Source organism: Kitasatospora sp. NPDC001683 (genome assembly GCF_053596495.1).
The window spans coordinates 1-20,472 of the sequence record NZ_JBSFGK010000085.1 but is presented as its reverse complement, the minus strand read 5'-3'; the positions used below and the strand labels follow the sequence as shown (position 1 = coordinate 20,472).

At 73.9% G+C, this 20,472-nt stretch carries 16 protein-coding genes; 11 read left to right on the top strand and 5 right to left on the bottom strand.

Annotated elements, in window-relative coordinates; all coding sequences use genetic code 11:
• Positions 1 to 22: 22 nt before the first annotated feature.
• From ACWCYO_RS32315 to ACWCYO_RS32305, 3 genes are all read right to left on the bottom strand, one after another.
• Positions 23 to 1,315 carry a coenzyme F420-0:L-glutamate ligase gene (locus ACWCYO_RS32315; RefSeq protein WP_449786200.1) on the bottom strand — a complete coding sequence of 431 codons (1,293 nt, stop codon included), beginning with the start codon at positions 1,313 to 1,315 and terminating at the stop codon, positions 23 to 25.
• Between the two features lie 73 nt (positions 1,316 to 1,388).
• The gene (gene cofD / locus ACWCYO_RS32310; RefSeq protein WP_449786199.1) at positions 1,389 to 2,348 is read right to left on the bottom strand and encodes a 2-phospho-L-lactate transferase; all 960 of its coding nucleotides are present in this window, start codon (positions 2,346 to 2,348) and stop codon (positions 1,389 to 1,391) included.
• Between the two features lie 41 nt (positions 2,349 to 2,389).
• Positions 2,390 to 2,971, bottom strand: a complete 582-nt coding sequence (locus ACWCYO_RS32305; RefSeq protein ID WP_449786205.1) for a cysteine dioxygenase — start codon at positions 2,969 to 2,971, stop codon at positions 2,390 to 2,392.
• A 675-nt stretch (positions 2,972 to 3,646) separates the two neighbouring features.
• Here ACWCYO_RS32305 and ACWCYO_RS32300 point away from each other — a divergent pair.
• The 3 genes from ACWCYO_RS32300 to ACWCYO_RS32290 all read left to right on the top strand — a co-directional run bounded on the left by ACWCYO_RS32300 (position 3,647) and on the right by ACWCYO_RS32290 (position 9,811).
• Positions 3,647 to 3,919, top strand: a complete 273-nt coding sequence (locus tag ACWCYO_RS32300; protein ID WP_030062195.1) for a WhiB family transcriptional regulator — start codon at positions 3,647 to 3,649, stop codon at positions 3,917 to 3,919.
• A gap of 249 nt (positions 3,920 to 4,168) precedes the next feature.
• On the top strand, positions 4,169 to 8,071 hold the full coding sequence (locus ACWCYO_RS32295; protein ID WP_449786198.1) for a glycosyltransferase: 3,903 nt from the start codon (positions 4,169 to 4,171) through the stop codon (positions 8,069 to 8,071).
• 6 nt (positions 8,072 to 8,077) lie between these two features.
• Positions 8,078 to 9,811, top strand: coding sequence for a DUF5719 family protein (locus ACWCYO_RS32290; protein ID WP_449786197.1), 1,734 nt, complete (start codon positions 8,078 to 8,080; stop codon positions 9,809 to 9,811).
• A gap of 45 nt (positions 9,812 to 9,856) precedes the next feature.
• Here ACWCYO_RS32290 and ACWCYO_RS32285 read toward each other — a convergent pair whose 3' ends face one another.
• On the bottom strand, positions 9,857 to 10,309 hold the full coding sequence (locus ACWCYO_RS32285; RefSeq protein ID WP_270146635.1) for a metallopeptidase family protein: 453 nt from the start codon (positions 10,307 to 10,309) through the stop codon (positions 9,857 to 9,859).
• Positions 10,310 to 10,529: 220 nt separating this feature from the next.
• On the opposite strand from ACWCYO_RS32285, the gene ACWCYO_RS32280 reads away from it, so the two are divergent.
• The 7 genes from ACWCYO_RS32280 to ACWCYO_RS32250 all read left to right on the top strand — a co-directional run bounded on the left by ACWCYO_RS32280 (position 10,530) and on the right by ACWCYO_RS32250 (position 17,834).
• The gene (locus ACWCYO_RS32280; RefSeq protein WP_270146637.1) at positions 10,530 to 10,895 is read left to right on the top strand and encodes a DUF3499 domain-containing protein; all 366 of its coding nucleotides are present in this window, start codon (positions 10,530 to 10,532) and stop codon (positions 10,893 to 10,895) included.
• Positions 10,896 to 11,045: 150 nt separating this feature from the next.
• Entirely contained in the window at positions 11,046 to 12,431 is a 1,386-nt protein-coding gene (locus ACWCYO_RS32275) for a phosphomannomutase/phosphoglucomutase (RefSeq protein WP_270146638.1), read from the top strand.
• A 105-nt stretch (positions 12,432 to 12,536) separates the two neighbouring features.
• Positions 12,537 to 12,719 (top strand): Trm112 family protein, encoded by a 183-nt coding sequence (locus ACWCYO_RS32270; protein WP_270146639.1) that lies wholly within the window; start codon positions 12,537 to 12,539, stop codon positions 12,717 to 12,719.
• A gap of 83 nt (positions 12,720 to 12,802) precedes the next feature.
• Positions 12,803 to 14,047: an SIS domain-containing protein gene (locus tag ACWCYO_RS32265; RefSeq protein ID WP_449786196.1), complete on the top strand. Its 1,245-nt coding sequence runs from the start codon at positions 12,803 to 12,805 to the stop codon at positions 14,045 to 14,047.
• Positions 14,048 to 14,293: 246 nt separating this feature from the next.
• Entirely contained in the window at positions 14,294 to 15,271 is a 978-nt protein-coding gene (locus ACWCYO_RS32260; RefSeq protein WP_449786195.1) for a cation diffusion facilitator family transporter, read from the top strand.
• A gap of 337 nt (positions 15,272 to 15,608) precedes the next feature.
• On the top strand, positions 15,609 to 17,057 hold the full coding sequence (gene ahcY, locus ACWCYO_RS32255; protein WP_270146643.1) for an adenosylhomocysteinase: 1,449 nt from the start codon (positions 15,609 to 15,611) through the stop codon (positions 17,055 to 17,057).
• A 147-nt stretch (positions 17,058 to 17,204) separates the two neighbouring features.
• Positions 17,205 to 17,834, top strand: coding sequence for a hypothetical protein (locus ACWCYO_RS32250; protein WP_270146644.1), 630 nt, complete (start codon positions 17,205 to 17,207; stop codon positions 17,832 to 17,834).
• Between the two features lie 29 nt (positions 17,835 to 17,863).
• Here the strand turns inward: ACWCYO_RS32250 and ACWCYO_RS32245 are convergent, their stop codons facing one another.
• Positions 17,864 to 18,853: an RDD family protein gene (locus ACWCYO_RS32245; protein WP_270146645.1), complete on the bottom strand. Its 990-nt coding sequence runs from the start codon at positions 18,851 to 18,853 to the stop codon at positions 17,864 to 17,866.
• 242 nt (positions 18,854 to 19,095) lie between these two features.
• Here ACWCYO_RS32245 and ACWCYO_RS32240 point away from each other — a divergent pair, with 242 nt between their 5' ends.
• Positions 19,096 to 20,100 carry a stage II sporulation protein M gene (locus ACWCYO_RS32240; RefSeq protein ID WP_270146646.1) on the top strand — a complete coding sequence of 335 codons (1,005 nt, stop codon included), beginning with the start codon at positions 19,096 to 19,098 and terminating at the stop codon, positions 20,098 to 20,100.
• Positions 20,101 to 20,472: the final 372 nt, after the last annotated feature.

Sequence of the window (20,472 nt, the reverse complement as noted above, 5' to 3'; positions counted from 1 at the left end):
CCCCCCACCCCTCACAGAACCCCTACCGCACCGCGATGAAGGCCTCCGCGCCCCGCTCCGGCCGCTCCCGCGGTGCCTCCGCCGGGCGGCCGACGGCCACGGCCCCCATCGGGTCCCAGTCGTCCGGCAGGTCCAGGGCGGCCCGGACGGTGTCGCGGCAGAACATCGTGGACGACACCCAGGCGGAGCCGTACCCCTCACCCGTGAGCGCGACCAGCAGGTTCTGCACGGCGGCCCCGGCGGCCACCGTGAACATCTCCCGCTCGGCGGTGGCCCGGCGCGGGTCCGGGTAGTCGTGCGAGCCGTCCATCACCAGGCAGGGCACCACCAGGTACGGCGCGTCGCGCAGGACGTCGCCGCGGGCGGTGCGGCGGGCGATCCGGGCCTCGTCCCAGCCGTCGAGTTCGCGCAGGTCCCGCTGCCAGGCGCCGAGCATGGCGTCGAGCAGGCGGCCCCGGGTCTCGGCGGACTCCAGCAGGACGAAGCGCCACGGGGTGGTGTGGTGCGGGGCGGGCGCGGTGACGGCGGCGGCCACCGCGCGGCGGACGGCGGCCGGGTCGACCGGGTCGGCGGTGAAGGAGCGGACGGTGCGCCGCAGGGTGACGGCCTGGCGCAGCGCCTCGGAGGTGCCGAGCCGGAACATGTCGTCGACGGCGGGCCGCACCAGCGGCCGGGTGCCGGCGCCGTCCTCGGCGGTGACCAGGTGTCCGAGCCCGCGCACGACGGCGACCGGGACGCCGGTGGCCTTGCCCTTGACCAGGTCGGCGGCGGCGGCGAGTTCGTCGGCGGTCGCGGTGACGGTGAGCACCAGTTCGTTGCCGTGGCTGTCGGTGCGCCCCCGGTGGTCCTCCAGGACGGACAGCCCGGCGGCGCCGATCGCGACGTCGGCGAGCCCGGTGCGCCAGGGCCGTCCGAAGGTGTCGGTGACGAGGACGGCGAGCCGGCGGCCGGTGAGCTGCTGGAGGCGGGCGCGCAGCGCCCGCGCCGAGGCGTCCGGGTCCTCGGGGAGCAGCAGCACGGTGCCGGGGGCGGTGTTGGAGGCGTCGACCCCGGCGGCGGCCATGACGAAGCCGTTGCGGTTCTCCACGATCCGGGCCGGTCCGCGCCGGGCGACCACCCGGACGGTCTCGGCGTCGATCGCGGCCTCGCGGTCGGCGGCGTGCAGCAGCCGGCCCTCGGCCTTGCTGACGATCTTCGAGGTGACCACCAGGATGTCGCCGTCCTGGTAGGTCCCGGCCTTGGCGATCAGCCCGGCGAGGTCGGCGCCCGGGTCGACCTCGGGGATCCCCTCGACGCCCAGGATCTCCAGGCTCATGCACCCACCTCGCTGCGCTCGGCGGGGGCTTCGCGAAAGGCGCACCTTTTGATGGTTCCCTCGCTCCGCTCGCTCACTTGCGCACCTGCTCGGCCAGCGCGAGCGCGGCCCGCGCCATCTCGGCGGTGGCCTCGACATCGGTCATCAGCAGCGGGACGGCCCGGCAGGCGATCCCGGCGGCCTCGACGGCGGCGACGGCGCCCTCGTCCGCGGTGTCCACCAGCCAGCCGTCGATCAGGTCGGAGCCGTAGTTGAGCGCGACCGCCTCGGCGGTGGCCTCGACGCCGACGGCGGCGAGCACCTTGTCGGCCATGCCGCGCACCGGCGCGCCGCCGATGATCGGGGAGAGCCCGACCACCGGCGCCGGGGCGGCGGCGACGGCCTCCCGGATGCCGGGGACGGCGAGGATGGTGCCGATCGAGACGACCGGGTTGGACGGCGGGAAGAGGATCACGTCGGCCTCGGCGAGGGCCTCCAGCACGCCGGGTGCGGGCTTGGCGGTGTCCGCGCCGACCGGGATGATCGCCTCGGCGTCGACGGCGGCGTGCAGCCTGACCCAGTACTCCTGGAAGTGGACCGCCCGGGTGCCCTGTTCGTCGGTGATCCGCACGTGGGTCTCGACCCGGTCGTCGCTCATCGGCAGCAGCCGCACGCCCGGGTTCCAGCGCACGCACAGCGCCTCGGTGACCTGGCTGAGGCTGTACCCGGCGGTGAGCATCTGGCTGCGGACGAGGTGGGTGGCGAAGTCCCGGTCGCCGAGCCCGAACCACTCGGGACCGACGCCGTACTCCTTCATCTCGGCCTTGATCGACCAGGTCTCGTCGGCCCGGCCCCAGCCCTGTTCCTCGTGGATCCCGCCGCCGAGGGTGTACATCACGGTGTCGAGGTCGGGGCAGACCTTGAGGCCGTAGAGGTGGATGTCGTCGCCGGTGTTGCCGATGACGGTGATCTCGTCCTGCGGTCCGACCGCCGCGAGGAGTCCGCGCAGGAAGCGCGCCCCGCCGATTCCGCCTGCCAGTGCCACGATGCGCATGGGGTCATCCTGCCACGGTCGGACTCTTCGTCAGTCCGCGTTCAGTGCCGGTCGGCCTGCGCCCTCGGGTGGCTCTGCGGGTGCTGCTCGGGGACGGCCTCGGCGGCGCCGTACTGGTTCATCTCGGTCAGGCCGGGGGTGTAGAGGTGGATGGAGACGGCGGGTTCGAGCGCGCCGTTGACCACCTCGTGCAGGTAGCCGGAGGAGAACACCCGCTGCCCGCCGGGGCGCAGGGCGCGGGCGCTCTCTCCGGCGTGGGTGAGGGAGCGTTCGATCAGCTCGCCCCGGACGACGGTCATGACGCCGGAGGACTCGCCGTGGTCGTGGAAGCCGCTGCTCTGGCCGGGCAGCCAGCTGAGCAGCCAGACCTCGTAGCCGGGGCCGGTCTCCAGCCGGGCGTACCAGCGGGTGAGGGCGTCGTAGCGGACCAGCGGTTCCCAGCGGGCGCGGTCGGCGGCGATCTCGCGGACCAGCCGGGCGTACCCGGCGACGGTGGTGGGGTGGCCGGGCAGGTCGGTGCGGGCGAGGTGGGGGAAGGCGAGCGGGTCGCCGGCGATGGAGACGTCGCTGAGGCCGTCCGCCCAGCGGTGTCCGCCGGTGCGGCGGGTGGGGGTGAGGCCCAGGCGGGCGAGCTTGTTGCGGTCGCGGTTCCGCCTGCGGATGCGGATCTGGCGCACGGTGGTCGTCCTCGGATGAGTCGGCTGGTTCGGGGAGCAGCCGGATCCGGGATGTCCTGGGGGCGGGAATCGCGGGCGGCCTCTGTGCTTCCTGGTGGCGGCGCGCGGTGGGACGCGGGCGCCTAGATACAGCAGGAACAGAGGCGACAACAGGAGTTCACGGCGCGGCGGAGCGTGGAACCGCTCCGGGGGCTGGCGAACTCTGACATGGGGGCAAGGAGACCGCATCCGTGGGGTCGGTGTCAAACGGGAGGATGCGGCATTCGAGTGGATTAGGTCCGGATCTTTCCCGGATGGGGCGATTCATCACTCTCTATGTTTCGATGGGAAGATCGCCGGGAACGCAGGCCGATGACCGGCCTGTGGCGGTGACCGAGCGTCATTCCGCCAGCGGTTGCGGCGTTTCGCTGCCGGCCGAGGCTTTCGGACTGAAGGTCCGATGTGTCCGAATATGTACACTATTCGTAACGGCTTGGTGCCAGGGAGTGAATCCCGGCCCCAATACCAGAGCTCGGCTTGACTGGGCCAGAGTGACGCAACTGTAATTTCACTCGTGTCGTCAGCCGCACGAGGCAACGGCAACCACGGGGACGCCAAGTAGGGGCAGAGGAGGCGCGCCACATGAGCGAGCTCTTTGAGCTGTTGATCGGGGACGGCATCGCGGAGGACGAGGAGGAACTCGGTTGGCAGGAGCGCGCGTTGTGCGCCCAGACCGACCCCGAGTCCTTCTTCCCCGAGAAGGGCGGCTCGACTCGCGAGGCCAAGAAGGTCTGCCTCGCCTGCGAGGTCCGCTCGGAATGCCTGGAGTACGCCCTCGCCAATGACGAGCGCTTCGGCATCTGGGGCGGCCTCTCCGAGCGCGAGCGCCGCCGGCTCAAGAAGAGCGCGGTCTGAGCGGGGTGGCCCCCGACTCCCGCTGACCCTCCGCCAACGGCGGACGGCCACACAGCTGTACGAGCGCCTCACCGTGACGGTGGGGCGCTTTCGCGTCCCCGGGCCGCCTCCGCACCTCCCCGGCCCCGTTCTTCACCGCCTCCGCACCGGCACCGCGCACGAGGCGGCCGTCCGGAGCCGTTAGTGTGGTGCGCCATCCGGTTGCCGTTCACCGGCTGTGTCCACCGAGAACTGGGGCCCGCGCACTCGATGACCGTCTACAGCCACCAGAGCGGCTTCACCGCTTCCAGGCCGCCCGCCTACCCGCGTCACCTGGTCACCGCGGTGATCGTCTCGCACGACGGCGCCCGCTGGCTGCCGCAGGCCCTGGCCGGCCTGCTCGGCCAGGACCGCCAAGTCCAGCGGATCCTCGCGGTCGACACCGGATCCACCGACGACTCCCCGCAGCTGCTCGCCGACACCCTCTCCGACTGGCTGCCCGAGAGCGGCCCGGTGGTGCTCGGCCGCCGGGCCGGCTTCGGCACCGCCGTCGCCGAGGCGGTCTTCAACAGCCCGCCGCTGCGTCCGGAAGACCTCCCGTACCGGCTCGACCCCTCCGGCTACGACCCGGTCACCGGCGGCTGGGACGACTTCGGCGACCCGCTCGCCCAGGAGGACGACCTCGGCCGCGGCGGCCCGCGCGAGACCCAGCCGATCGAATGGCTCTGGCTGCTGCACGACGACTGCGAGCCGCAGACCGACGCGCTGCGCCGCCTGCTCCAGGTCGCCGATTCCACCCCGAGCGCCGGCGTGATCGGCCCCAAGCTGCGCAGCTGGTACGACCGCCGCCAGCTCCTGGAGGTCGGCGTGACCATCGCCCGCTCCGGGCGGCGCTGGACCGGCCTCGACCGTCGCGAGCAGGACCAGGGCCAGCACGACCAGGTCCGCCCGGTGCTCGCCGTCTCCAGCGCCGGCATGCTGGTGCGCCGGGACGTCTTCGAGGAGCTCGGCGGCTTCGACAAGGCCCTCCCGCTGATGCGGGACGACACCGACTTCTGCTGGCGGGTCAACGCCGCCGGCCACCGCGTGGTGATCGCCCCCGACGCCGTGCTGCGGCACGCCGAGGCGGCCAGCCGCGAGCGCCGGGCGATCGACTGCGCCCCCTCCCACCCGCACCGGGTGGACAAGGCCGGCGCCGTCTACGCCCTGCTCGCCAACTGCAAGGGCGCGTTGTTCCCGTACGTGCTGCTGCGCCTGGTGCTCGGCACCCTGGTGCGCGCCGTCACCAACCTGCTCGGCAAGGACCCGCGCCAGGCGGTCGACGAACTGGCCGGGCTCGGTCACGAACTCGTCCGTTTCCCAAGGCTGTTGGTCGCCCGCAAGCGCCGCGCCCGGACCAGGGCGGCGGACGCCCTGGACGACCGCACGCTGTTCCCGGCCCCCGGCGCGACCACCCGGCTCGCCGTCGAGGGCGTGATCGCCTCGCTCGGGATAGGGGGCGGCGACGACACCGGCAGCCGGCACGGCTCGGTCGAGGCGGGCGGCGACGACGACGGCGAGGACCTGGTCGTCGAGCAGTTCGCGCTGCTCAAGAAGCTGGCCCGGCGCCCCGCGCCGGTGCTCTTCGCCGCCCTGCTGGTGTTCGCCCTGATCGCCTGCCGCAGCCTGCTCGGCGGCGGCGAGCTGTTCGGCGGCGCCCTGCTGCCCGCCTCCGACGGCGCGGGCGGCCTGTGGTCGATGTACGCGGACGCCTGGCACCCGATCGGCACCGGCTCCACCGCCGCCGCGCCGCCGTACCTCGGCGTGCTCGCGGTGCTCTCCTGGCTGCTGTTCGACCACGCCGACCTCGCGCTCACCCTGCTGGTCGTGCTCACCGTCCCGCTGGCCGCGGTCAGCGCCTACCTGGTGTCCCGGCCGCTGCTGGACTCCAAGCTGGTCCGCGCCTGGGCCAGCGCCACCTACGCGCTGCTGCCCGCCGCGACCGGGGCGCTCGCCCAGGGCCGGATCGGCACCGCCGTCCTCGCCGTGCTGCTGCCGCCGCTGGCCCGCGCCGCCGCGATCGCGGCCGGCCTCGGCATCCGCCAGGAGAGCGCCGCCAAGGGCGCCCGCCCCGGCTGGCGGCCGGTCTGGATGACCGTCCTGCTGCTCACCCTGGCCACCGCCTTCGTCCCGCTGACCTGGGCGCTCGCCGTGCCGCTGTGCCTGGCGACGCTGGTCCTCGCGGTGCTGCGCGGCGGCGCCTTCGGCTCCGCCGGTACGGCGCTGCGGCTGCTCGGCCTGCGCGTCCTGGTGATCCTCGCGGTGCCGGTCGCGGTGCTGGCCCCCTGGTCGCTGAAGGTGCTGTCGCACCCGCAGTGGCTGCTGCTGGAGGCCGGGCTGCCCGGTCTGCACGGCGGCGGGGCGAGCGCGGCCGGCCTGCTGCTGGTCAACCCCGGCGGCGCCGGGGTGCCGCCGGTCTGGCTCTCCGCCGGTGTCGTGCTGGCCGCGCTGGCGGCGCTGCTGCGCGCCGACCGGCGCCGCGCGGTGCTCGCCGCCTGGGGCGCGGCCGGGGCCGGCCTGCTGTTCGCGGTCGCGGTGGCGGGCACCTCCGTCACCCCGGCCTCCGGCGGCCAGGCGGTCCCCGCCTGGGCCGGACCGGCCACCCTGATCGCCGGGATCGCCCTGCTCGCCGCCGCCGCGATCGGCGCCGACGGCGCCAACGCCCGCGTCGCCGGGATCGCCTTCGGCTGGCGCCAGCCGGTCGCCGCCCTGATGGTGGCCGCAGCCGTGCTGGCCCCGCTGGGCACCGGGCTGTGGTGGGCGCTGACCGGCGCCGGCGGCCCGCTGCACCGCGCCGACGCCGGCCAGGTGCCCGCCTTCATCGCCGAGGAGGCCGGCACCACCGACCGGGCCCGCACCCTGGTGGTCACTGGACAGAAGGGCGCCGTCCGCTACACCGTGCTGCGCGGCTCCGGCCTGACCCTCGGCCAGGCGGAGTCCACCGTCGACCCGGCCACCGGCACCCAGGACGGCCTGAACAAGATGGTCGGCAGCCTGCTGGCCGGCTCCGGCGCCGACCAGGCGAACGCCCTGGCCGGCTACGGCATCGCCTACGTGCTGGTCGAGAAGCAGGCCGTCGGCGCCTTCAAGGACGTCCTGGACACCACCCCCGGCCTGGTCAAGGCCAACCAGGGGGGCGACACCGCGCTCTGGCAGGTCAACGGTGCCCCCGCGGTGCGCGCGGTGATCAGCTCGCCGGGCGCCGGCCCGGTGGTCGTCCCGGCCGGGCCCCGCGACATCGCCACCACCGTCCCGGACGGCCCGGACGGCCGGGTGCTGCGGCTCGCCGAGTCCGCCGCCCCCGCGTGGAAGGCCACCGTGGACGGCACCGCCCTGGAGCCCACCACCGTCGACGGCTGGGCGCAGGGCTTCAAGCTCCCGGCCGCCGGCGGCAAGCTGAGCGTCACCCGCGAGGGCAGCCTCGTCCACACCGGCTGGATCTGGGCCCAGGTGCTGCTCGGCCTCACCATCCTGGTGCTGGCCCTGCCCGGCCGGCGCAGCCACAAGGACGACGACCTGCCCGAGGAGGTGGTGGCCGCCGCCGCGCTGGCCGCCGCCGCCCAGGCGCAGGCCCCGGCCCCCGGCAGCCGCCGGGCCCGCCGGATGGCCGAGCGCGGCGAGGGCGAGGAGCCCGGCGCCGAGGAGCCCGGGGTGTACGAGGGCCGGCCGGGAGCGGTCCCGCCCCAGCCGACCGGCGAGCCGACGGCCGGCGCGGTCCAGGCGGCCGCCGCCGCCCAGGAGACAGAGCCGTACACCGACCCGTACCAGACCTACCAGCAGGCCGACCCGTACAGCTACGACCAGTACGCGGCCCAGCAGCCGGCGGCCGCGCCGTACGGCACCCAGGGGTACGGCCACCAGGAGTACGACGGCCAGGGCTACGACGGCCGGCCGCAGGCGTACCCGCATCAGGCCCACCCCCAGCAGAACTTCCCCCAGCACGGTTACGAGCAGCAGGGCTACGAGCAGTACCCGCAGGAGCAGTACGGCTACGACCCCTACCAGCAGCAGCCCCAGCAGGCCTGGCTGCCGGACCAGCAGCAGGGCGAGCCGTACTACGACCCCAACGAACCGGGCGGCACCGGCCACTCCTCGGCGAACTACCGTCCGCACCAGCACGGATCGGGGAACTGACCCGCGATGAAGAAGCCCGCTTTCAGGAAGAAGTCCGGCACCGGGCCCGAGCAGGCCTTCGAGCCCGCCGCCGTCGAGCCGGCCGGGGCCGCCGAGCCCGCCCGCGCGGCGGCGCCGGTCCCCGGCCGGCCCACGGGGAAGACCACCCAGTCCCTGCTGGCCGCGGCCGTGGTGCTGGCGGCGGTGTTCGGGATCGCCGAGGTGCGCCGGCCGGCGAGCCCGGCCGCGGCGGACGACGGGGTCGCCCCCAGCACCGCCCAGGTCGAGCGGACCGCGGCGGTCTGCCCGCAGCCGTTCCAGGGCCTGACCGGCTCGACCACGCTCACCGCCTACACCCCGCCCGGCACCGGCTCCGCCACCGGCGGCGCCGGCTGGCTCTCCGACCAGGCCGCCCCCGCCACCCCGCCGACCACCTCCCCCTCGGCCCCGGCGCAGACCGGATCGCCCACGGCGGCGCCGACCGGATCGCCGACCGCGGCCCCGAGCGGCTCCGGCGCCCCGGCCACCCCGGCCCCGGACAAGAACGCCGCCCCCGCCGACGCCAAACTGACCCTCACCAAGCCCGGCACCCCGGCGACCGGCCCGGCCACCAACGGCGACGCCGCGCCCGGCACCGGGGCCGTCGCCACCGGTGCGCTCGCTCCCGGCTTCACCGTCACCCAGACCACCGTGGTCACCGAGCAGCGCGGCCTGGGCCTGTCCGGCCTCACCTGCACCCCGGAGAACACCAGCTTCTGGTTCGCCGGGGCCAGCACCGCCGGCGACCGGGTCGACTACCTCAGCCTGGTCAACCCCGAGTCCTCCGCCGCCGTGGTCGACATCCAGCTGTACGGCGACAAGGGCCTGATCGACAACGACGCCGCCAACGGCATCACCGTCGCCCCCGGCAGCTCGCAGTCCGTCCTGCTGTCGACCATCAGCAAGGGCGCCGTCACCGACCTCGCCGTGCACGTGGTGGTGCGCTCCGGGCGGATCGGCGCCGCGCTGCACGCCGCCGACGGCTCCAAGGGCGCCGACTGGATCCCCGCCTCGGCCGACCCGGCCCCCACCCAGGTGCTGCCCGGCCTGCCCGCCGACACCGCCGCCGCCCACCTGGTGGTCTGGGCGCCGCCGGAGGACGACGCCGACCTGAAGATCCAGCTCTCCGGCAAGAACGGCTGGTTCACCCCGGCCGGCAACGAGTCCATCCACGTCAAGGCGGGCATGGTGGCAGCCGTCGACCTCGGCAAGGTCACCCGGGACGAGGTCGCCGGACTGCGGCTGTCGCCCAGCGACGACAAGCACGCCGTCCCGGTCGTGGCCGGCCTGCGGGTCGACCGCACCGGCGGCAACGGCAAGAGCGACGCGGCCTGGCTCACCGGCAGCAGCCCGGTCGGTGCCCGCGCCACCGTCGCCGACAACCGGGCCGGTGCCGCCACGCTGTTCCTGACCTCCACCGGCGACGCCGCCACCGTCAAGGTCACCGGCTCGGCCGGCAGCAGCGGCGGCACCCCGGCGACCAAGGAGGTCCAGCTCCCGGCCGGCGGCACGGTCGCCATCCCGGCGCCCGAGCCCGCCGGGCTGAACGGCGTCTTCGCGCTCACCGTGGAGACCGAGTCCGGCGGTCCGGTGGTCGCCGCCCGGATGCTCGCCCTGCCCACCAAGGACGTGCCGATGTTCACCGTCCAGGCGCTGCGCGACGACCACAGCACCGTCCAGGTGCCGCAGACCGCCCAGGACCCGGGGGTCGTGCTGCGCTGACCGCCCCTCCCGGGGGCCCGCCGACAGGCCCGGGCCCCCGGGAGGTCAGTCCTCGTCGTAGCGCGGGTCGATCGCGTCCGGTGACAGCCCCAGCAGCTCGGCCACCTGCTCGATCAGGATCTCGTGCACCAGCGCCGCCCGGTCCTCCCGGGTCTTCGCCCGGATCTCCACCGGCCGCCGGTACACCACGATCTGGCTCTTGCGGCCCTTCTCGCCCGGCGACACCCGGCCCAGCGGCACGCCGTCCCCGCCGTCGGCGCCGTCCGCCTCGTGCAGCGGCACCTCCTGCACGGCGAACTCCACCTCGATCAGCTGCGGCCACCGCCGCTCCAACCGCTCCACCGACTCGCGCACGTAGTCGTCGAACAGTTCGGAACGGGTGAGCGAGATCGGCACCTGGGGCGGCGCCAGCGGGCCGCGCAGCCCTCTGCCGTGCCGGTCGCGGTGCCGGGGGCGACGCGAGGGGCCTGTCGATGACTGCGGTGCGGAGCTGTCCATATCACTGCCGAGAGTAGTCCTTGGCGGGTCGGAAGTGGACCACTCCGACGGGGGAATCGCCGGTACGACGGCGCGTGCCCGGGCGGCCGGAGCGAGCGGGGCCGCAGGAGCCGCACCGCGCGCCGAGGGCGCCCCCGCGGGTGCGCGGACCGCGACACGGCACCCCCGCCGGGCAGGCGGTCTTCGCTCCCCGGCGGGGAGTGCGGTACCGTCCACCCTCGTGAGCTCTGTACGTCGTTGTTCGCGGACCGCGTGCGGCCGACCGGCCGTCGCGACTCTGACGTACGTCTACGCGGACTCCACCGCCGTGCTGGGCCCGCTCGCCACCTACGCCGAGCCGCACTGCTACGACCTGTGCGCCGAGCACGCCGAGCGGCTCACCGCCCCGCGCGGCTGGGAGGTGGTCCGGCTCGCCGCCGAGGCCGGCCCGCTCCGCCGCAGCAGCGACGACCTGGAAGCCCTCGCCAACGCCGTCCGCGAGGCCGCCCGCCCGCAGACCCCCCGTCAGGGCCGCGTCCCCGAGGGCGAGTCCACCGAGGGCGGCCGCCGCGGGCACCTTCGGGTGCTGCGCTCGCCCGACAACTAGGGCCTGCCCCTGCGGCCCCCGAGGCCCTCACCCGGGACAGGGCGTTCGCCCGGCCCGGGTACGCTGCCCGTCTGAACGTCACCGCGACCCGTCGATCGAACGGGCGGGTGGCCCGACGCATCGATCAGACAGAACCAGGGTGGAGCCGCAGTGCGCGACCTCAAGCAGCTCGTGAAGGCGTACGACGTCCGAGGCGTCGTCCCGGACCAGTGGGACGAGAGCCTGTCCCGGGCCTTCGGCGCCGCGTTCGTGCAGGTCACCGGCGCGTCCGCGATCGTGGTCGGGCACGACATGCGGCCCTCCTCCCCGTCGCTCAGCCGGGCCTTCGCCGAGGGCGCGGCGGCCTACGGCGCCGACGTGGTGCAGATCGGCCTCTGCTCCACCGACCAGCTCTACTACGCCAGCGGCAAGCTCGATCTGCCCGGCGCGATGTTCACCGCCAGCCACAACCCGGCCCAGTACAACGGCATCAAGCTCTGCCGGGCCGGCGCCGCCCCGGTCGGCCAGGACACCGGCCTGTCCGAGATCCGCGAGCTGGTCGAGTCCTGGACCGCCGAGGACGACACCGTCACCGTCCCGGCCCGGGACGTGGAGCCCGGCGCGCTCTCCGCGCAGGAGACCCTGCGCGGCTACGCCGACCACCTGCTCGGCCTGGTCGACCTCACCGCGATCCGCCCGCTCAAGGTCGCCGTGGACGCCGGCAACGGCATGGGCGGCCACACCGTGCCGACCGTCTTCGACGGCCTGCCGATCGAGCTCGTCCCGATGTACTTCGAGCTGGACGGCACCTTCCCCAACCACGAGGCCAACCCGCTCGACCCGAAGAACCTGGTCGACCTGCAGGCCAAGGTCCGCGAGGTCGGCGCCGACGTCGGCCTGGCCTTCGACGGCGACGCCGACCGCTGCTTCGTCGTCGACGAGCGCGGTGAGCCGGTCTCCCCGTCCGCGATCACCGCCCTGGTCGCCGCCCGCGAGATCGCCCGCGCCAAGGCCGCCGGCGAGACCGAGCCGACGATCATCCACAACCTGATCACCTCCTGGACCGTCCCCGAGGTGGTCCGCGAGCTCGGCGCCACCCCGGTGCGCACCCGGGTCGGCCACTCCTTCATCAAGCAGGAGATGGCCGTCACCGACGCCGTCTTCGGCGGCGAGCACTCCGCGCACTACTACTTCCGCGACTTCTGGCGCGCCGACACCGGCATGCTGGCCGCGCTGCACGTGCTGGCCGCGCTCGGCGGGCAGCAGGGCACCCTGTCCGAGCTGACCGCCGAGTACGACCGCTACGCCGCCTCCGGCGAGATCAACAGCACCGTCGCCGACCAGGCCGCCAGCACCGCCGCCGTCCGCGCCGCCTACGCCGGCCTGGAGGGCACCACCGTGGACGAGCTGGACGGGCTCACCGTGGCCGGCCCGGACTGGTGGTTCAACCTGCGCGCCTCCAACACCGAGCCGCTGCTGCGCCTCAACGTCGAGGCCAAGGACCCGGCGCGGATGGCCGAGCTGCGCGACGGCGTGCTCGCCATCGTCCGCGGCTGAGCCCCGGCGACGTCCGCGCCTGACAACGGGCCCCGCTGCCCCGGCCGGTAGGGTTGCCTATCGGCCGGGGCACCTCCGTGCCACCACCGAACTTTGGAGAGCCCCATGAAGCTCGAATCCTTCCTGCTGGAGATCCTGGTCTGCCCGCAGTGCCGGGCCGCGCTCACCGAGGGCGGCACCGAGGAGCAGCCCGAGCTGGTCTGCACCGGCGCGGACTGCGGCCTCGCGTACCCGATCCGCGAGGGCATTCCGGTCCTCCTGGTGGACGAGGCCCGCCGCCCGGCCTGATCCTGTTGGGGCGTGTCGGACACGTCCCGGGGCGCAAGCCCCACCCGCGCCCGCCGACCACAGGACAGCCGGAGGCCCGCCGCATGCTCGACGACACCCTGCTCGACGACCCGGCCGCCCTCCAGCGCGCCGACCACGACCGCGCCCTGCTGGCCCTGGCCGGCGCCGGAGCCCGGGTCCGCACCGCGCTGCGGCAGGCCGACGCGGCCGGCCTCGACCGGCTGCGCCCGGACGGCCGCCCGCGCGCCGTCCTGGTCGCCGGGCACGGCAGCGCCCTGACGGCGGCCGAGATCCTCGCCGCGCTCGCCGGGTCCGCCACCCTGGTCGCCCCGCTGCCGCCGACCGAGGCCGCCGCCCCGCGCGCCGACCGGGCCGGCGTCCCGCCCGCCTTCACCGCCGGGCTCGGCTGGCAGCTGCCCGGCTGGGCCGGCCCGCTCGACCTGCTCGTGGTCAGCTCCACCGACGGCGGTGAGCGGGGCCTGATCAGCCTCGCCGAGCAGGCGTACGCGCGCGGCTGCTCCATCGTCGTCACCGCCCCGGCCGGCAGCCCGCTGGCCGAGGCCGCGCTGCAGGTGCGCGCGCTGCCGCTGCCGTACGTCGCCGCGGTGCTGCCCGACGAGGCACCGTCCGCCGCGCCGGCCACCGAGCCGGACCTGCCGGCCGAGGACCCGGCCGCGCTGTGGTCCCACCTGACCCCGCTGCTGGCGCTCGCCCAGAAGCTGGGCCTCACCCAGCTTCCGTACGACGCGCTGCCGGCCGTCGCCGACCTGCTGGACGCCACCGCGGTGCGCTGCCGCCCGGACGCCGCCGCGTACACCAACCCGGCGAAGGGGCTGGCCGCGCGGCTGGCCGGAACGGTCCCGCTGCTGTGGGCCGAGGGCCCGATCGCCGGAGCCGCCGCGGCCCGGTTCGCCGCCCAGCTGGCCGACCGGGCCGGCCGCCCGGCGCTGGCCGGCTCGCTGCCGCAGGTGCTCACCGCCCACCGGGGCATGTTCACCGGCCAGTTGGGGGCGGGCGCGGACCCGGACGACTTCTTCCGCGACCGGGTGGAGGAGCCCGACCCGCTGCACCTGCAGGTCCTGCTGCTGCGGCACGTCCCCGGCACCGGCGGGCCGGAGGAGCCGGACGGGCCCGCCGAGGTGACCGAGGACGACCAGCGACCGCGCAGCTTCGGCGTCAGCCGCGCGCACCGGCTGGCCGCCGCCCACGAGGTGCGGCTGACCGAGTACGCGAGCACCCTCCCCGACCCGCTGCACGCGCTGGCCGACCTGATCGCGCTGACCGACTTCGCCGCCGTCTACCTGGGGCTCGCCGCCGCGCAGTCCTGAGCGCGCTGCCGCTAAGTTGTCCGCGTGAGCGAGCGAACCATCGACGGGTGCGTGTGGGCGAATGCCCCTGTCGAGCGGAGCGAGGCGGGCGCGTGAGTGAGCGCAGCGAGCGAACCATCGACGGGTGCGTGTGGGCGAATGCCCCTGTCGAGCGAAGTGAGGCGGGCGCGTGAGTGAGCGAAGCGAGCGAACCATCGACGGGTGCGTATGGGCGAATGCCCCTGTCGAGCGGAGCGAGGCGGGCGCATGAGTACTGAGGGCGGGACGAAGGCACTGGTGGCGGCGCTGTCCGCGAACCTGGCGATCGCGGCGGCCAAGTTCACCGCCTTCGGCTTCACCGGCTCCTCCTCGATGCTGGCCGAGGGCGTGCACTCGGTGGCCGACTCCGGCAACCAGGTGCTGCTGCTGATCGGCGGCAGGCGGGCGCGCCGGGCGGCGGACGAGGAGCACCCGTTCGGGTACGGGCGCGAACGCTACGTCTACGGCTTCCTGGTGGCGATCGTGCTGTTCAGCGTCGGCGGCCTGTTCGCGGTCTACGAGGGCTGGCACAAGGTCAACCACCCCCAGGCGCTGGAGTCCTGGGGCTGGGCGGTGGGCGTGCTGCTCTTCGCCATCGCGATGGAGGGCTGGTCCTTCCTGACCGCGGTGCGCGAGTCCGCCGAGGCCAAGGGCGGCCAGGGCTGGGTGCAGTACATCCGCACCGCCAAGGCGCCCGAGCTGCCGGTGGTGCTGCTGGAGGACACCGGCGCGCTGATCGGCCTGGTGCTCGCGCTGCTCGGCGTCTCGCTCACCGTGGCCACCGGCAACGGCGTCTGGGACGGCGTCGGCACCCTGTGCATCGGCGTGCTGCTGGTGCTGATCGCCGTGGTGCTCGCCCTGGAGACCAAGTCGCTGCTGCTCGGCGAGTCCGCCGACCGGGAGTCGGTGCGCCGGATCCGAGCCGCGCTGGTGGACGGCGAGGCGGTCACCGGGGTGATCCACATGCGCACCCTGCACCTCGGGCCGGAGGAGCTGCTGGTCGCCGCCAAGATCGCCGTCAACGCGGAGGACAGTGCCGCCCGGGTGGCGCTGGCCATCGACGCCGCCGAGGAGCGGGTCCGCGCCGCCGTCCCGATCGCCCGGGCGATCTACCTCGAACCGGACGTCTACAGCGCGGAGAAGGCCGCCGCGGGCGAGGATCCGGCGGCCACCCCGGGCGGGCCCGGCCCGGCCGCCGCGCACTGACGCACCGTCCGCCCGGTGCTCCCGGGCCGGCCCGGGCGGAGGCCGGACCGGCGACCGAAATCGGTCATCCGCGGACGGCCGATGGGCCTCCCGGTGTAGATTCGTCACCAGAGCCAGAACGTCGCTGCTGATGGCGGTCGATCGGCGGTCCGTGCCCCCAGGGTGTGTGCCGGTCGAGGGAGAGAGGTCCTCCGACGGTTTGTGCTGCGCAGCGGGGAACCGGTCCGCACCCAGGGACCAGGTCGCCCCGGCGTAGCCGTGCACCCGGACGGCACCGCCATGCGCAACGCACATCCGGACCTTGGCCCGCCCCACCCCATCAGCGAGGAGCAGACGCATGTCGACCGACATCACCGGTGACTTCAAGGTCGCCGACCTTTCCCTGGCGGCGTTCGGCCGCAAGGAGATCCAGCTGGCCGAGCACGAGATGCCCGGCCTGATGTCCATCCGCGCAGAGTACGCCGAGTCGCAGCCGCTGGCCGGCGCCCGGATCACCGGCTCGCTGCACATGACCGTGCAGACCGCCGTGCTGATCGAGACCCTGACGGCGCTCGGTGCCGAGGTCCGCTGGTGCTCCTGCAACATCTTCTCCACCCAGGACCACGCGGCCGCCGCCATCGCCGTCGGCCCGGAGGGCACCCCGGAGAACCCGCAGGGCGTGCCGGTCTTCGCCTGGAAGGGCGAGACCCTGGAGGAGTACTGGTGGTGCACCGAGCAGGCGCTGACCTGGCCTGACGGCAAGACCCCGAACATGATCCTGGACGACGGCGGCGACGCCACCCTGCTGATCCACAAGGGCGTCGAGTTCGAGAAGGCCGGTGCCGCTCCGGACCCGTCCACCGCGGACAACGACGAGTTCCGGATCATCCTGGAGCTGCTCAACCGCACCCTCGAGGAGACCCCGAACAAGTGGACCGAGGTCGCCGCCACCATCAAGGGCGTGACCGAGGAGACCACCACCGGTGTCCACCGCCTGTACGAGATGCACCGTGACGGCCAGCTGCTGTTCCCGGCGATCAACGTCAACGACTCGGTCACCAAGTCGAAGTTCGACAACAAGTACGGTTGCCGCCACTCGCTCATCGACGGCATCAACCGCGCCACCGACGTCCTGATCGGCGGCAAGGTCGCGGTCGTCTGCGGCTACGGCGACGTCGGCAAGGGCTGCGCCGAGTCGCTGCGCGGCCAGGGCGCCCGCGTCATCGTCACCGAGATCGACCCGATCTGCGCGCTCCAGGCGGCGATGGACGGCTACCAGGTCACCACCCTGGACGACGTGGTCGAGATCGCCGACATCTTCATCACGACCACGGGCAACAAGGACATCATCATGGCCTCGCACATGGCCCGGATGAAGCACCAGGCCATCGTGGGCAACATCGGCCACTTCGACAACGAGATCGACATGGCCGGCCTGGCCAAGCTCGAGGGCGTCGTGAAGACCGAGATCAAGCCGCAGGTCCACGAGTGGCGCAAGGCCGACGGCCGCACCATCATCGTCCTCTCCGAGGGCCGCCTGCTGAACCTGGGCAACGCGACCGGCCACCCGTCCTTCGTGATGTCCAACTCCTTCGCGAACCAGACGATCGCGCAGATCGAGCTGTTCACGAAGACCGAGCAGTACCCGATCGGCGTCTACGTGCTGCCGAAGCACCTGGACGAGAAGGTCGCCCGCCTGCACCTGGACGCGCTGGGCGTGAAGCTGACCACCCTGACCCAGGAGCAGGCCGACTACATCGGCGTTCCGGTCGAGGGCCCGTACAAGTCGGAGCAGTACCGCTACTGATGCGGTGACGCCCGTACGTGCGTTGACGCCCGTACGCCGGTGGCCGGTACCCCTGGACGGGGGTGCCGGCCACCGGCGCGTCCGGGCTCGGCGCAGGTCGCCGGTCGTCCGGGTGTCGCACGAGGGCGCGCACGTAGGCTTTCGGGCATGCCCAACGGTCGGTACTCGCTCCACGACGCTCATGACCACGTGCTGCTCGGTGAGGAGCGCTTCAGCTGTGCGCCCGGCGCGGCCGGGTGGCGGTACGTCTCCAAGACCTACGGCCCGGACGGCCGGGTGATCGGCAGCGTGGACCTGACGCTGGACTCGCGCGCCCGGCCGCTGCGGATGGAGCTGCGGGCCGGCGGCTGGCAGGTGCGCGGCGGCGCGGTGGACGGGGTGGCCTGGGTCCGGACCGACGCGGCGGACCCTGGCGGCGAGCACGCGACGGAGGGGCACGACCGGGCGCACGGCTTCACCGGGCGCTCGCCGGCCTTCCTGGTCGCCACCGCCCGGATGCTGCGGTTGCGGGAGGGGGCGAGCGCGCGGGTGCGGCTGGTGGCGTTCACCGAGCCGGTGCTGGCGCCGCGCACCCTCGACCAGGGGTGGCTGCTCGAGGGCGTGGACACCCACGAGACGGACTCGGGGCCGCTGGTGGTCGAGCGGTACCAGGTGGCGGACCTGGAGACGGGAGAGCAGCAGGTCGTGCACCTGGCGGGGGACGTGGTGCTGGCGGCGGAGGGGATCGAGCTGGAGGAGTTGGCCTCGCCGCCGAACGCCTGGCGGGTGGGGGAGTAGGGAGTACGAGCGCGGCCGGCGAGCGTGGCTCAGGCGGGCGGGGCGAAGCCGGTTTCGGGGGTGGGCGGCGTGGGCGCGGCGGGCTGCGGGGGCTTGGTGAAGGACGGGGCGGCGGGGGCGGCGGCTCCGGGGTCGGTGGGCGCGGGCGCTGCGGGCAGGCCGAGGACGCGGTGGGGCACGCCGCCGGGCGTGGCCACCGGGTGCGGGGCGGGCGCCTGGACGGGGACGGGTGCCGCGAACTGCTGCCGGGCGAACTGCTGCTGGACGCGCAGCCACTCCCGGCGCTGGCGTTCGGTGAGCACCACCCCCAGATAGGCGGCCGGGTGCAGCCCCTGCGGCACCGGGTTCCCGATCCGGGTGGCCAGGTCATCGGCGAGCCCGGTGGACATCCGGAAGGTCACGCTCGGTTCCAACTGGCCGATCCGGCCCAGCAGTTGGCGGATCGCGAGCCAGAGTGGCTCGGGCACCGCGGACAGGTCCATCGCGACCAGTTCGCGGCCCATGTCGTGCAGCAACTGCGGGTGCACCGGCGGCAGCGGGCTGGCCGGCCCACCCACGCCCGGGGTGCGTTCGCGGATCACCACCGTCCCGGCGAAGATGTCGCCGAGCCGCTTGCCGTCCGAGTTCAGCGCCGAGGTGATCACGGCGGGGGCGCCGGTTATCGCGATCACCTCGAAGAAGCCCACCAGTCCGCGCACCAGCGAGTGCCGGAACCGCACCGGTCCGCCGTCGGTGCGCACCACCCGCAGGCCGAGCGCAGCCTTGCCGAGCGAGCGTCCGTGGGTGAGGGTCTCGATCATCACCGGCAGGGCGACCAGGAAGAACACCGTCATGCCGAGCATCGTGGCCGCCAGCGCCGCGGTGTCGATGTCGGCCAGGGCGACGCTCATCATCAGCGAGAAGACGAACAGGGCGGCGAACTCGACGAGCAGGTCGAGCACGATCGCCAGCGCCCTGCTCGGAAGCTTCGCCGTCTGCAGGTCGAGGACGACCGCCTCACCCGTCACCAGGTCGCTCAAGACACCTGTCCGTTCACGCTCACGCGGGACGGTGGGAGTGCGGTTGGACCGGCCCCCACTGCCCGCTCTCCGCAGTCTGATCCGCAGCCGCAAACATACGGCGCCCGGTGGGCGCACGGGAAGTGAGATCCCGGCGGTCGAACCGGCGGCGGCTCCTGGCATGCTGAGCCCGCACGTGTCCGTACGTACCTGCCCGATCACGCACGCGCGCCGCGCGCCAGCGCCGACCATGGAGCCGCCGAATGGACCTGGACGTCTTCGTCGCCACCCACCAGGGGGAGTGGGCCCGGCTGGACGCCCTCGCCCGCAGGCGCCGGCTCAGCGGCGAGGAAGCCGACGAGCTGGTGGGGCTCTATCAGCGCGTCACCGGCCACCTCGCCAAGGTCCAGGCCGCCGCGCCCGACCCGGCACTGGTCGGCCGGCTGACCGGCCTGGTCTCACGGGCCCGCAGCGCGGTGACCGGCGCCCGGACCAACGGCTGGCAGGACGTCGCCCGCTACTACACGGTGAGCTTCCCGGCCGCGCTGTACCGGGCCCGCCGCTGGTGGATACCGGTCGCGGTGGTCTCGCTGGTCGTCACCGCGCTGCTCGCCTGGTGGATGGCGACCCACCCCGAGGTCCGCAACAGCATGATCACCTCCGATCAGCTGCGGGAGGCGACCCGCCCCGGTGGAGAGTACGAGTCGTACTACTCGGACCGGCCGGCCAGCTCCTTCGCGGCGCAGGTCTGGACGAACAACGCCTGGGTCGCCGTGCAGTGCCTGATCTACGGGATCGCGCTGGGCATCCCGGTGCTCATGGTGATGTGGACCAACGTGGTCAATCTCGCGGTCGGCCTCGGCCTGATGGGCTCGGTCGGCCGGCTCGACGTCCTCCTCGGTCTGCTCATCCCGCACGGCCTGCTGGAGCTGACCGCGGTCTTCGTGTCCGGCGGCCTCGGCCTGCGGCTCGGCTGGACCATCATCGACCCCGGCCCGCGCACCCGCGCCGCGGCCCTGGCGGAACAGGGCCGCTCGATCATCGGGATGTCGATCGGCCTGGCGACGGTGCTGGCGGTCTCCGGCGTGCTCGAGGCCTTCGTGACCCCGTCCGGCCTGCCGACCTGGGCCCGCATTTCGATCGGTGTGCTGGCAGAGGCCGCCTTCCTCCTGTACGCCCTGGTGTTGGGCCGGAAGGCCGCGGCGAGCGGTGAGTTGGGCGATGTGGACGCGGCCGACCGGGCGGACCTGCAGCCCGTCGCGGCCTGAGCCGATGTGATCAACAGGCCGCTGACCTGCTAGTCTTCTCGCATCCCGGCCAAACCATTGACGTGGTGAGGGTGGGCTAGTAGGTTTGAACGGTTGGGACTGACTGGACAACGGTCGGGCCCAGGCGTTAGTGTCTACGACACCGCCGACATCGAGGCGAGCGCGTTTCACGAAATGCGCGCCCTCCGACGAAGCAAATACCCCGGACTGAGCACACTGAAAGCTTTGATAAGCTTCGGAGCGAAGTCCGAAGGAAATCCCGCCAGCGGGAATCGGGTGAATGAAACTCCGGAAAACGGAGCGGAAAACATCTGATAAGCTGGAAACACGAAAGAACGAAGCGCCCGGAGGGCCCGCTGGAAGGCGGTCCGA

Bases quoted from the DNA above. Each gene is read 5' to 3' on its own strand.
- ACWCYO_RS32315 (WP_449786200.1), bottom strand. From the start codon at position 1,315: ATGAGCCTGGAGATCCTGGGCGTCGAGGGGATCCCCGAGGTCGACCCG.
- cofD (WP_449786199.1), bottom strand. From the start codon at position 2,348: ATGCGCATCGTGGCACTGGCAGGCGGAATCGGCGGGGCGCGCTTCCTG.
- ACWCYO_RS32300 (WP_030062195.1), top strand. From the start codon at position 3,647: ATGAGCGAGCTCTTTGAGCTGTTGATCGGGGACGGCATCGCGGAGGAC.
- ACWCYO_RS32295 (WP_449786198.1), top strand. From the start codon at position 4,169: ATGACCGTCTACAGCCACCAGAGCGGCTTCACCGCTTCCAGGCCGCCC.
- ACWCYO_RS32290 (WP_449786197.1), top strand. From the start codon at position 8,078: ATGAAGAAGCCCGCTTTCAGGAAGAAGTCCGGCACCGGGCCCGAGCAG.
- ACWCYO_RS32285 (WP_270146635.1), bottom strand. From the start codon at position 10,309: ATGGACAGCTCCGCACCGCAGTCATCGACAGGCCCCTCGCGTCGCCCC.
- ACWCYO_RS32270 (WP_270146639.1), top strand. From the start codon at position 12,537: ATGAAGCTCGAATCCTTCCTGCTGGAGATCCTGGTCTGCCCGCAGTGC.
- ACWCYO_RS32265 (WP_449786196.1), top strand. From the start codon at position 12,803: ATGCTCGACGACACCCTGCTCGACGACCCGGCCGCCCTCCAGCGCGCC.
- ACWCYO_RS32260 (WP_449786195.1), top strand. From the start codon at position 14,294: ATGAGTACTGAGGGCGGGACGAAGGCACTGGTGGCGGCGCTGTCCGCG.
- ahcY (WP_270146643.1), top strand. From the start codon at position 15,609: ATGTCGACCGACATCACCGGTGACTTCAAGGTCGCCGACCTTTCCCTG.
- ACWCYO_RS32250 (WP_270146644.1), top strand. From the start codon at position 17,205: ATGCCCAACGGTCGGTACTCGCTCCACGACGCTCATGACCACGTGCTG.
- ACWCYO_RS32240 (WP_270146646.1), top strand. From the start codon at position 19,096: ATGGACCTGGACGTCTTCGTCGCCACCCACCAGGGGGAGTGGGCCCGG.